The 12,773-nt window shown below is 51.7% G+C and carries 10 protein-coding genes; 5 read left to right on the forward strand and 5 right to left on the reverse strand.

From position 1 onward, the window contains the following. Nucleotides 1–195: 195 nt before the first annotated feature. Entirely contained in the window at nt 196–696 is a 501-nt protein-coding gene (locus AC3IUF_RS20110) for an Lrp/AsnC family transcriptional regulator (RefSeq protein ID WP_007915532.1), read from the reverse strand. Between the two features lie 119 nt (nt 697–815). Between AC3IUF_RS20110 and AC3IUF_RS20115 the strand changes: the two genes are divergently transcribed. The 3 genes from AC3IUF_RS20115 (at nt 816) to AC3IUF_RS20125 (ending at nt 4,496) form a co-directional block, all read left to right on the forward strand. Continuing rightward, on the forward strand, nt 816–1,850 hold the full coding sequence (locus AC3IUF_RS20115) for a histone deacetylase family protein (RefSeq protein ID WP_489279112.1): 1,035 nt from the start codon (nt 816–818) through the stop codon (nt 1,848–1,850). 50 nt (nt 1,851–1,900) lie between these two features. Beyond that, the gene (gene ocd, locus AC3IUF_RS20120; RefSeq protein WP_489279114.1) at nt 1,901–2,953 is read left to right on the forward strand and encodes an ornithine cyclodeaminase; all 1,053 of its coding nucleotides are present in this window, start codon (nt 1,901–1,903) and stop codon (nt 2,951–2,953) included. A gap of 127 nt (nt 2,954–3,080) precedes the next feature. Continuing rightward, nucleotides 3,081–4,496, forward strand: a complete 1,416-nt coding sequence (locus AC3IUF_RS20125) for an amino acid permease (RefSeq protein ID WP_134177026.1) — start codon at nt 3,081–3,083, stop codon at nt 4,494–4,496. 86 nt (nt 4,497–4,582) lie between these two features. Here AC3IUF_RS20125 and AC3IUF_RS20130 read toward each other — a convergent pair whose 3' ends face one another. Continuing rightward, nucleotides 4,583–4,945, reverse strand: a complete 363-nt coding sequence (locus AC3IUF_RS20130) for a DUF6124 family protein (protein WP_489279115.1) — start codon at nt 4,943–4,945, stop codon at nt 4,583–4,585. A gap of 778 nt (nt 4,946–5,723) precedes the next feature. On the opposite strand from AC3IUF_RS20130, the gene AC3IUF_RS20135 reads away from it, so the two are divergent. Then, nucleotides 5,724–6,788: a DNA cytosine methyltransferase gene (locus tag AC3IUF_RS20135; RefSeq protein ID WP_489279117.1), complete on the forward strand. Its 1,065-nt coding sequence runs from the start codon at nt 5,724–5,726 to the stop codon at nt 6,786–6,788. A gap of 65 nt (nt 6,789–6,853) precedes the next feature. Here AC3IUF_RS20135 and AC3IUF_RS20140 read toward each other — a convergent pair whose 3' ends face one another. The 3 genes from AC3IUF_RS20140 to AC3IUF_RS20150 are packed head-to-tail and all read right to left on the reverse strand — an operon-like array spanning nt 6,854 to nt 10,922. Then, a complete protein-coding gene (locus AC3IUF_RS20140) occupies nt 6,854–7,516 on the reverse strand; it encodes a hypothetical protein (RefSeq protein WP_489279118.1) in 663 nt (220 codons plus the stop codon). Nucleotides 7,517–7,533: 17 nt separating this feature from the next. Then, nucleotides 7,534–8,733: a hypothetical protein gene (locus AC3IUF_RS20145; protein WP_489279119.1), complete on the reverse strand. Its 1,200-nt coding sequence runs from the start codon at nt 8,731–8,733 to the stop codon at nt 7,534–7,536. Further along, a complete protein-coding gene (locus AC3IUF_RS20150; RefSeq protein WP_489279121.1) occupies nt 8,730–10,922 on the reverse strand; it encodes an ATP-binding protein in 2,193 nt (730 codons plus the stop codon). Before AC3IUF_RS20150 ends, AC3IUF_RS20145 begins: the two co-directional genes overlap by 4 nt. 795 nt (nt 10,923–11,717) lie before the next feature. Here AC3IUF_RS20150 and dusA point away from each other — a divergent pair. Next, nucleotides 11,718–12,713 carry a tRNA dihydrouridine(20/20a) synthase DusA gene (gene dusA, locus AC3IUF_RS20155; protein ID WP_489279123.1) on the forward strand — a complete coding sequence of 332 codons (996 nt, stop codon included), beginning with the start codon at nt 11,718–11,720 and terminating at the stop codon, nt 12,711–12,713. Nucleotides 12,714–12,773 lie beyond the last annotated feature (60 nt).

The raw sequence follows: 12,773 nt of genomic DNA on the forward strand, positions 1-12,773 counted from the left end.
GCACGCTGGATTTATCGTTTCAGCAAAGGTGTCTGGAGGGATGCTAGTAATTTTGTGAAAACTTGTACAACTTTATATTTTTGTACAATCGTTGAACTTTTTGAGCGGCGTGATGACGCATTGCCATCACGATTTGTGGCACATCGCTATCGGGGTAAACCGCAGTTGAAAAGGCTGATTTAAATGCCTGCCGACTCAGTCCTTTCCCGGCTTGGGAATAGCGATACGGCTACCGGACTTGACCTCACGCAACGCCAGGCTGGACTGGATCGACGCAATCCCCACCTGACGCCTGAGCACCTGCTCAATAAAGTCACTGTAGTGATCAAGATCTTCCGCCAACACCTGCAACACATAATCGGCATCGCCGGTGATCTTGTGACAGGCCACCACCTGCGGCAATTGCGCAATCACCGCCTCGAAAGCGTCCGGCGCGTGGTCGGCGTGGGTGGAAAAACGAATGTGCACAAACGCCATGATATCCAGCCCGAGCATTCGCCGATCCAGATTGGCCTGATAGCCCTTGATGACCCCCGCCTCCTCCATGCGCTTGCGCCGCCGCCAGCACGGCGTAAGGCTCAACGACAGCCGCTCACTGAGTTCAGCATTGGAAATACTGGCGTCTTCCTGCAACAACTCAAGAATCGCCAGGTCGGTCTCGTCGAGGCTGATGCGTTTGGATATTTTTTTCTGCATGACGCCATTCCTGAGTAAAAACGCCCGAATAATCGACTTAATCACGAACACAAAGCAAAGAAAGCGCAGCCCAGCCGGAACAGAATATTTGCACTGGCTAACAATAACGGATGCGCAGAATGTTTACAGTTTTCAGTGATTCCCACCGGTTGCACCATGGCACCGAATTGAAAGACGGCGTGCTCAAACCCTCATTCGAGCAACCAAGTCGGGCCGATACCGTGCACAACCGCGTCAAACAGGTCGGCCTCGGGCAGATCGTCGAACCGCGCGCATTTGATCGCTCGTGCTACGTCAACGCGCACAGCGAGCGCTACGTCAGTTTTCTCGAAACTGCCTGGAGCGAATGGTGCGCAACCGGTCGCACCCACGACGCCTTGCCGCTGGTCTGGCCGGTGCGCGATCTGGCCGGCGAAGAGGTGCCGACGTTCATCGACGGCAAACTCGGTTTCTATGCGATGGATGCCGGTTCGCCGATCACCGCGACGACCTGGCAAGCGGTGAAAACCAGCGCCGACATCGCCCTCACCGGCCTGGCCCTGATCGATGAAGGCCACGACAGCGCCTTCGCCCTGTGCCGCCCGCCCGGCCATCACGCTGCGCGCGAATACATGGGCGGTTATTGCTACCTCAACAACGCCGCCATTGCCGCACAACAAGCCATCACCCAAGGCGCCAAACGCGTCGCGGTGCTGGACGTCGACTTCCACCACGGCAACGGCACGCAGAACATTTTTTACCAGCGCAGCGACGTCATGTTCGTCTCGTTGCACGGCGAACCGGCGGTGTCCTATCCGTACTTCTCGGGCTACAGCCACGAAGTCGGCGCGGGGGTCGGCGAAGGTTACAACCTCAACTATCCCCTGCCGAAAAACACCACGTGGGAGAGCTATCGCAACGCCCTGCTCCACGCCTGCAAAAAACTCCAGCAGTTCGCGCCTGAAGTGCTGGTGATTTCCCTCGGTGTCGACACGTTCAAGGACGATCCCATCAGCCACTTCCTGCTGGAAAGCGAGGACTTCATTGGCATCGGTGAACTGATCGCCAGCGTCGGCTGCCCGACCCTGTTCGTCATGGAGGGCGGCTACATGGTCGATGAAATCGGCATCAATGCCGTCAACGTGCTGCACGGTTTCGAGAGCAAACGCAGCTGAGCCTACCCGCGCTCTACAGCCTTTCAATATCTGAATCGGAGAACAAGAACATGACGCTTTTTATTGATGTCGATGATGCTGCACACCTGTTCACCCAAGTCGGTATCCGCCGCGCCATTCGCGAAATGGCCGGCTACATCGAAGCGGACTACGCACGCTGGGCGCAGTTTGATAAATCACCGCGCACGGCCAATCACTCGGCAGACGGCGTGATCGAGTTGATGCCCACCGACGACGGCCAGCAGTACTCGTTCAAATACGTGAATGGCCACCCGAACAACGGCCAGCAGAATTTGCTCACGGTCATGGCCTTTGGTCTGCTGGCCGATGTGCAGAGTGGCTATCCGACCCTGCTCAGCGAACTGACCTTGACCACCGCCGTACGCACCGCCGCAACCTCGGCGCTGGTGGCGAAATCGCTGGCTCGTCCGGGTGCGACCTCGATGGCCCTGATCGGCAACGGTGCGCAAAGTGAATTTCAGGCGCTGGCCTTTCACGAAATGTTGGGCATCAACGAAATCCGCATCTTCGATATCGATCGCGACGCTTCACTCAAGTTGAAGCACAACCTCGCGGCGTTCCCGAACATCGACGTGATTCTGGCCAGCTCGGTGAAGGACGCGGTCAAGGGTGCGGACATCGTCACCACGGTCACCGCCGACAAAGCCTACGCAACCATTCTGACGCCGGAGATGATCGAGCCCGGCATGCACATCAACGCGGTCGGCGGTGACTGCCCGGGTAAAACCGAACTGCACGCCGACATCCTGCGCAACGCCCGGGTCATCGTCGAGTTCGAGCCGCAAACGCGCATTGAAGGCGACATTCAGCAACTGGAGGCCGATTCCCCAGTAATCGAGTTTTTCCGCATTGTGCAGGGCGAAGTCACCGGACGCGAAAACGCTGCGCAGGTCACGGTGTTCGATTCGGTGGGCTTTGCCCTGGAAGACTTTTCGTCACTGCGCTACCTGAAAGACTTGGCGCAGGCACAGCAAATCGGCCAGCGCATCCACCTGGTGCCGACGCCGGCCAACATCAAAAACCTCTTCCAACTGCTCGATCCGCAACCGGCCAAAACCTCGCGTCTGCGCACCGTCAGTTGATCGGTAATTAGCGCCCCCAAGCCACAGGGGGCGACTCACCTCGTGATTAGCCGCTGCACCTCTAACAAGAACGCTCGACACCTACTTTCTGCCAAAACTCAAAAACATAAAATCAAGAGGTTTTGCAATGAAATCGACCCCTTCCGGGCTGCCTGAACAGCCCGCGCTGCAGCGCACGCTCAGCAATCGTCACATTCAGTTAATGGCCATGGGCGGCGCCATCGGTACCGGCCTGTTCATGGGCTCCGGAAAGATCATCGCCCTCTCCGGGACGTCGATCATCCTCATCTACATGATCATCGGTCTGTTCGTGTTTTTCGTCATGCGCGCCATGGGCGAAATGCTCCTGTCCAACCTCAACTTCAAAACCTTCGCCGACTTCGCCGGCGCCTACCTCGGACCGCGCGCGGCGTTCTTCCTCGGCTGGTCGTACTGGCTGAGCTGGAGCGTGGCGGTGATCGGCGACGCCGTCGTGGTCGGCGGATTCTTCCAGTACTGGTTCCCCGACGTCCCGGCGTGGATACCCGCCGTCGGCATGCTGGCAACCCTGTTCGCCCTCAACGTGCTGACCGTCAGGTTGTTCGGTGAAGTGGAATTCTGGTTCGCGATCATCAAGATCATTGCCGTCGTGACCCTGATCGGCGTCAGCAGCGTGCTGATCGCCAGCTCCTTCGTCTCGCCCAGTGGCGTCACCGCGTCCCTGAGTCATTTGGTGGACAAACAAGCGGCGTTCCCGAATGGCTTGTTCGGCTTCTTCGCCGGATTTCAAATGGCGATCTTCTCCTTCGCCGGCACCGAGCTGATCGGCACCGCCGCCGCCGAAACCCGCTCGCCGGAGAAGACCCTGCCCAAAGCGATCAACTCGATTCCGCTGCGGATCATCCTGTTCTACGTACTCGCGCTGACCTGCATTATCGCCGTGACCTCGTGGCAACAGGTTTCTCCAGTCAAGAGCCCCTTCGTCGAACTGTTCCTCGTCGCCGGGTTCCCCGCAGCGGCCGGCATCGTCAACTTCGTCGTCCTGACCTCGGCCGCCTCATCGGCCAACAGCGGCGTGTTCTCCTCGAGCCGCATGCTGTTCGGGCTGGCCAATCAAGACAACGCCCCCGGCCTATTCCGCCGACTGTCGAGCAACAGCGTGCCGCTGCTGAGCCTGGCGTTTACCACGCTGTTGATGCTGGTCGGCGTGCTGGTGCTGTTCATCGTGCCGGAAGTCATGACCGCGTTCACCATCGTCTCTACCGTGTCGGCGATTCTGGTGATCTTCACCTGGTCGACCATCCTCGCGTCTTACATCGCCTACCGGAAAAAACGCCCGGATCTGCATGCGAAGTCGGCTTACAAGATGCCCGGCGGTGTGCCGATGGCTTGGTTCTCGTTGGCGTTTTTGGGGTTTGTGCTGGGGTTGCTGGCGTTGCGGCCTGACACGAGGATTGCGCTGATGGTGATGCCGGGGTGGTTTGTCTGGTTGGGGATTGCTTACCAGTTGACGCGGTTGAGGAAGCCGAAATCTGCGGTTGAGTCGGCTAGTCAGTTTGGCTAGATCTGCGAGCGAAAGCCGTCACCTGGAAGTGACGGCTTTTTATTATCAGTGAACGAGCATTTCACCCGCCCACGGCGGGACAGGCTTTACGCCTTCACCTCAACGTTATCCAACGCCTGATTCACCGCCAACTCGCCCAACATAACTACCTGCGCAATACCCAGCGCGGTTTTGCGGTGCGAGGGTTCGAGCGACGCGGCGAAGTTGTTGAGCATTTCCGAGGCGGAACTCAGCGTTTCACTGGCATTGGCCAGCAGGGATTCCGAGTCGTACTTCGGATTGGCGAGGTACATGCGTTCGGGTTCGTTGACGCTGGCCATGATGTGGCCGGCGGGAAGGAGGTAGTGATCGAGCGCGCGCTCGGCGGCTTCGTGGAGTTTTTTGGGGTTGAGGGAATCGTAGGGGGATGCGGGATCGGTTTCTGGTGGGTTGGGCGTTACTTTGAACATAGATGGAACCTCTAGCGCGATTACTAAAAGAAGCCATCACCCACGCTACCAAACGATGGGTGGCGGCCATACGCGGGTTGGTAGACCGGTCGCACTAGAACCCGGCGCCCACGAATGGGCCCCACGCATGACCACCATGAAATCCGAGTCCTGGAAAAGCGACTGAATCAGGTGATGCGATGCATCTAGACACGAAGCGGGCTACCAAACCCGATCACTGGGTTTCAGTGATGTGGGGACGATAGAAGGTGCGGGCTAGAGGCACAAGCCGGGGGATTCTGTCTTAGGTGTAGGGGGAGGCGCAAGGGAGTGTAGGCAAGATCTAGCAACAACAGATACCCATTAAACTAAATCAAAATCGCCGTTTAAATCGTCCACAATTCGTCATGGCGGCGTCCCAGATCCGATCCGCTGTCGTGCCCAAGTCAACCCTAGACATAAATTGATCAGTCCGCCTTGGTATAGAAAGAACCGGCCTATCCGTCAAAAAACCGTAAATAGAACTACATCGGAGTGTACGGCGGCCTTCTGCCCGGTTCTCAGCGAGAATGAATTCGGCGCTTTGTACCTTCGAATACATCAATTTTCTTGCCGAAACGCGCTGATTGGTACGGAAATAGGCACGAGGCTTTAAGCATTACATGGCTCATGTCAAGCGCTAGAAACTCGTCCTAGAGAGCGCAGAGCACGTAGGCTATACATACGCATGGAGGTGAATGAATTCTAGACTTGGTGGTACGAACGGCTAAAATGCGCCTCGACTATGAGACCTCTTCCTATGATTGACGCAGTTGACCTGTTCTGTGGTGCCGGCGGACTCACCGCAGGCTTACGGCACACCGGTATTTCAGTAAAGGCGGGTTACGACATTGAGCAGCAATGCGAATATGCCTATCGCGAAAATAATGGCGCTTCATTTGTCGCTAAAAACGTGGAAGACGTCACAGCTGAGGAACTCTTAGCATGGTATCAACCAGCCAGCTATAGGCTATTGGCGGGCTGCGCTCCCTGCCAACCATTTTCCAGCTATAACCAAGGTAAGGATACGCGTAACGACCGTAAGTGGCCGCTACTGTACGCTTTCCGGCGATTAATTGAAGAAACTCAACCTCATCTAGTTACGATGGAAAATGTTCCTGATGTTACAAAGCATGAGGTATATCATGACTTCGTTAAAGGCCTTATTGACCAAGGATATTCAGTATGGGCGGATCGTGTAGCCTGTGTAGATTATGGCTTACCACAACAGAGACGCCGGCACGTATTACTTGCATCCAAACTTGGAGAGATTAAGTTAATCGCTCCAACTCACGCCAAAAAACCGCTAACTGTACAAGAAGCAATTGGCGGCCTTCCTAGCCTTGCTGCTGGAGAGTGTGATCCTAATGATCCATTGCACCGAGCTGCAACGCTAACCCCTATAAATATGCAACGAATTATCCATTCCCGTCAGGGTGGTACTTGGAATGATTGGCCTACGCATTTAGTTGCTGATTGTCACAAAAAGCCGAGTGGAAAAACATACCCAAGCGTCTACGGACGTATGCGCGCAGATCAGCCTAGCCCCACCATGACTACGTTATGCTATGGTTTTGGTAACGGTCGCTTCGGACACCCAGATCAAGCGCGCGCAATTTCGCTTCGTGAGGCAGCAGTTCTTCAATCGTTCCCTCTAGAATATGTTTTTATGCCGCCAGAGAAGATAACCTTCAAAGCAGTTGGTCGAATGATCGGAAATGCAGTTCCGGTGCGGCTAGGCGAGGTAATCGGAGAGAGTTTGATGCAACACGTTGCATCCTACGAAAGCAGAATAAAAGCGAAAGCAGAAAAATCCCTCAACTAGATAATGCATTGTACCTTTATCGAGGTGCCCAGATATAAACTGGGCACTGTAATTAGCTCAGCCCTTCAAGTTAAGCCAGGATACGGAGTGTTCGCATGGCTACCCACACGAACCAGCATAGATAACACCGGATTTTTATCAACATGTTTATTCCGATATCTACTCAACGGCTCCCAACCCGACAAAGAGTGTATCGCATACAGTATCAACTCATAAGCACAACTAGCGAACATATAAAATGTTGGAAACGTAGCTGGCAGCCAATTAGGCCTTACGGGCAGTTCGACAGCAGTTTCCGTAACAGCAATAGGTTGCACATGGAAAAAACCATGCTTATTATCTGGAAACCTTTCCGGATGTTCGAACCTGTATCCAAATCCTCGCAGATGAAAAGCATCTTCCCCACTTAGACAAACAGCTTCGGCATTTATATCACCATGCTCCGTTGTTATAAAACGCAATAACTTTATCCATTCATTTCGCCGATCTATATCAACAATTACATATGGCGACTGCGCGCTTGGATTCATAAAAAAAGCAGCCAGCCCTACTTCCAACTTAATCTTTGGCGAGTCAGAATAGAAAATTTTTGTTTGATTCTTGCGTGCTTCTCCTGCTTTGAGCGCACTATATTTATGCAGAGTGGGTTGTGAGGAAATTTTTCCATAATTATCATTATGTAGGTCAACTAAAAACTTAGCCAACGCTGACGCTTGGGTTTTGTCCATATAATCCCCGAAACTAATTACATCAACAAATAAGATTGCGGCTCATAATTCACTGATGTATTCCCACATTTTAGATCACCATGAACCCACCGTTCTTTATCAAAGGAAAGCAAATCACTTGGAAAACTTTTTGCCTCGGCAGCCTGCTTAAAAGAGGAAATATCTTCACAGAATTTTAAATCTGGCATCTTATGAATATCAAATTCACTATATCCATCCAACCCCGCCTTAGCTTCCTCCGCCCAGAACACCGGCCTACTAAACATGAAAGACGGTTCAAACCTATACTTCTCCATAGATTCTGGAATAAGTACATCCCCACTCAAAACACATAGTTCACCCCAACTTTCTTCATTCGAGTAATTCGGTAGAACCCAAGGCAACTGAGGAATAAGATGGGGCAAATCTGCGACAACTTCTTGGTTAGGCAAGACTATTTTTTCCAACCAGTGAGAAACCACGACTGCACAGACCCGAGCAAGTGAATAGTCATCCATGTTTCTTAACAAGGGTAAATCTTTTTCTAGAACGTTGAAAACCCTTATATCTCGTCGCTCTGTCAACAACTGCCGAAAAGTTACAGCCTCGGTACTCTCTATACCTAGATATCCTAGTATTTCATGCCCTATGAAACGCGGCGATTCAACATCAGCCACCTCAAACCCTAAAGCATCCGTAATTGCTGATTCAAAATTGTTCACAACGAACTCATGTATTTGAGAAAATCTAGCCTTCTCAGATATTAAGTTAGGCCAGTGCCATGGACGGAACCCGGAGAATCCATTAATCGACCAGAGTGAAGGTTCCGCTACTTGCTCACTACCTACATCAAGGTCGGCGTAAGAAGAGGAAGTCCGGGACATAGTCAAATCGAACGAATTGGTGCCAAACTGATTTATTACCACGATCGGGCCGACGTCGCACATTAGCCTACCTGCATAGGCCACCTCAGCTCCTGTAGACCAAGCTGACCCACCAGCGACAGCCTCTAGTCCTAAAAGATCATAATCAACCATAACAAGATCATAACCACTTAGTACATCAGAGGCGCGAAACTGTAATTTTCTAGACTCTAGACGCTTCGCGTGAAGATCTGCGATTATTCCAGAGACTTCTCCAGTCGCAGGAACAACCACTTCAAAATCTCCATAGCTTTCAATTTTCTTCTTCCACGACTCCGCTCGGGTAGTTTCATCATCCAATATCAAAATCTTCATTCTTCCTCTTGCTCCCACTCAATCTTAAAAGATGTGCTATAACCATTAAAGGGCTTTACAAATCCGATATCGCACCCTAATGAGTCTGATACCATCTTAACTATTGTCAAACCAATACCCATCCCTCCGAGCCCAAGAGCTTTCCTTTCTTCTGGTATTTCCAACCGACGAACGAAAGGTTTAAATAATTCTGCGCTATCCTCTAAACTTACACCAACACCAGTATCTAGAATATAAAGCTTCCTAGATGTACCATTTACGCGAGATACACAACGAATGGTTTTTTCCGGCGAATCTATCATGGCATTTATGGAATTTATGAACACGTTCTGGAAAACCGCATTCCAAGCGGCCAACGTTGCTTCAGGAAACATCAACCCAGCGTCCACACCAGAACAATCTACATGTATGTTTCGGAGAAGGGCTTCTGAGTTCAAAACAATCCTTTCAAGCACCTTTCTAACTTTGTACTTATTTCGCTTTTCGCGATCATATTCATTCATCAGCGGCGAAAAGAGCTTTCTTACTTTTGCTGACCGCACCGCCCACGCATCAATTGCCAATATTAGTTTTTCGTCCAAAAGACTACCACCACGACTGGTCAACTCACGACGAATTTCATTGAGTGCCGAAATCTCCTTGCCTGACTCGTGCTCCATCGCAATTGCAGCCATACCAGTGGTCGCTAAAGTCGCCAACAGGATTCTTTCTGCATTTATACCGTCTTGACGCTGCCGCTCTAAACTTTCTAGTTCTTCAAATCTATCGGAAACAGATATTACTTCTTTCCTCAATGCATCAGGGACTCGCATTGACAGCTGGAATATTTGTTCTCTAATCTCTGATATTTTCTCATCCGTCTTTGGAATATCTAGCTTTTCAGAAGCAATAGCCCGTTGCCTACGCTCGTAAGAACGCATTGCGTAATAGTCAATAGCCCACCTGACGCAATTCTGAAGCTCTGCAAATGCATCATTATCAATCAAACGATCTCGTGTGACCTGTACATTTAAATAATTCCCCGAGTCAACACTTCTTTTTGATGCTGTTTTCCTTTCATGCGAGGTAGAAATACTGGCTATGCCGAAGATGCGACTATTAGTTGGCAGATCATTCAAGCCACTTTGAACCTGAAGTTCTGAAGGCAATAGCGAGGACTTGTTAAGTCGGTGAGAGTGTGCAATTTCAAGTTGCAACCAATCCTGTTCATCGCCACCATAGAAAGGCAACCTAAACCCATTATCGTAAATATGAATACCACCAAACCTACGAAAATATTCGCGCGCCTCATGGACTCCCACTCCCCCAGCTTGCTTACCTGAAAGCTTAAAAACATATATCTTAAATGTTACTTTATCTAGAAGCCCACCGACTTGCCTATGCTCTACTTTATATTTATCACCATCTCTAAAGTTCACTTGGACCTTATTAACACCTCCAGACCGACCATTTCTTAGTGAGCCGCGTATTGTAGCGATCCAATTATCGAGGGCCTTACCCATTTGTTCAGAGAACGCCTCAATCGCTTCATCCGGAAGGCCTTCTACTGTGATATCAAATTTATCCTCTTCATCCAGATCATCAATCAATCTATCCGGAGGTTTGAGAAACCACAACTCGCGCGCCAAATCTTTAAGCTTCGGCGCATCCCACTCTTGCTTTAAACCTGTAATTTTTACCGAAGTACCATGAGAGCTACCAACACCAAAAGCAATATCTTTTGATGGGCTAATATGAGCACCGGCCTTAATTAAGTCGCCTGAATTCCGAGCACTATCCCAATCTACGTCAGCACGAAAAGTTAAAGAGCCATCTTTTTTTGAAATGAGCTCCAAGCTATCGCCTAAAAACTGCACAGCTAAACGACCAATACCTTTCGATCCTGTAACGGTGCGATTTCGAGCCGTTTCCATTTTATCTTGTTTATGAGTAGTACCGACTCGCAACCAATAATTGACGTATTCATCCCTCGACATTCCATCGCCATTATCGGTTACGGTAATACTTTCATCATCAAAACTTATACAAACCTCTGTAGCATCCGCATCGTAACTATTTTTTACTAGCTCTGCCAAAGCCACATGTGGCTTACCAACCAAGCGCTCCCCCAACTCCCGCAACAATGCTGCGTCAACTGTAAACTCTTTAAACTCTTTCCCAACTAAAGCGTCAGCTGTTATAACCTGCATTTACTTTGTCCTTTTCGTTTACCTGTAACACCCGTCGCAAATATAAAACAGGCTTAACGGTAGCACATGCTCTTCATCTTGAAGCTACGTAGGTAGGCGTCCTCCAAATCGGTTCGTAAAAACAGTGGAATCAGTCACCCGTCCATCAGCTGCTTCATCCATACGATGAGCCCTAACCTTTCAGCTTCACCGCTTCTTATATCAAAAAGCCATGCTTTGGACCTCTTCATTCAGAGAAATGAATTTCTCCACTGACCGCCGCCTTCACCCAGAGCATACTTCGGGGCGACATCAGCGGGATCAATGGATCTGAGTAGGACCGACAACTGAAAAATATCCATAGCGAAATGGTCGCTTCAACAACCTGATTACACCAGGAACCGGAAAGGACTCAGAAGCTCAGGGATCCCTACAAATCTACCTCAACGCCTGCGCCTGTTGATGTACCTCGACTCGCAACGCGCGCTCAAGTCCCTTTAGGGTGTTCGAGAGCTTGAACCGCGTTGGCTGAGCCAATCCCCAGCCACAGTCGCCACGGAGATAACGCTCGTCTGTGTTTGAGGCCATTGCTTTGAAAGCGATTTTCGTTGCCCGATAGCGGGCTTCTTCAGCGTCCAGCTACTTGATATCTCGTAGGAAAAAGCGGGATTTCTCAGGGATAGCTCTATTTCTCCAGAAGGTCCGTACGCCACCGGTAAGATATCTCGAACAATCACTAGGAAGACCCACCTAAGTCCCAATAGTCCAATCCTGATAAACTCTCCACCTCCCAGCCCCCCCAACCCAGAACCTCCAATGTCCCCTATCACCGCCACACCCGCCCCACTCTCCCGCCGCTTCTCCGTCGCCCCGATGATGGATTGGACTGACCGCCATTGCCGTTTCTTCCTACGCCTCCTGTCGAAGAACGCCCTCCTCTACACCGAAATGGTCACCACCGGCGCACTCCTCAACGGCGATCACGAACGCTTTCTCCGTCACAACGAAGCCGAGCACCCTCTCGCGTTGCAGTTGGGCGGTAGCGTTCCGTTGGATCTGGCCGCCTGCGCCCGCATGGCTCAGGAACACGGTTACGACGAGGTGAACCTGAACGTCGGCTGCCCGAGCGATCGTGTGCAGAACAACATGATCGGCGCGTGTCTGATGGGTCACCCGCAACTGGTGGCGGATTGTGTGAAGGCAATGCAAGACGCAGTGACAATCCCGGTGACGGTCAAGCATCGCATCGGCATCAACGGTCGGGACAGTTACGCGGAGCTATGCGATTTCGTCGGCACAGTGCGCGATGCCGGGTGCACGAGTTTCACCGTGCATGCGCGGATTGCGATTCTGGAGGGGTTGTCGCCGAAGGAGAATCGTGACATTCCGCCGTTGCGCTATGACGTGGCGGCGCAGCTGAAGGCGGATTTTCCGGAGTTGGAGATTGTGCTGAATGGCGGGATCAAGACGATGGAGGCTTGCCACGAGCATTTGCAGACGTTCGACGGTGTGATGCTGGGGCGTGAGGCTTATCACAATCCGTATTTGCTGGCGGAGGTGGATCAGCAGTTGTTCGGCAGTTTGGCGCCGGTGATCAGTCGGGCTGAGGCGTTGGCGCAGTTGCGTCCTTATATAGCCGAGCATTTGCTGGCCGGTGGGGCGATGCATCACATCACGCGGCATGTGCTGGGCCTGGGCACGGGGTTCCCGGGGGCGCGGAAATTCCGTCAGTTGTTGTCGGTGGATATTCACAAGGCCACGGATCCGCTGGCGTTGCTGGATCAGGCGGCTGAGTTGCTTGAAGGTCGTTGATTGAAGTTTTGAGTGTGCGGGTGACGCATGAGCGTTGCCCGGTGTTTTGATGTACTGACA

It is taken from the genome of Pseudomonas sp. KH_040 (genome assembly GCF_057839305.1).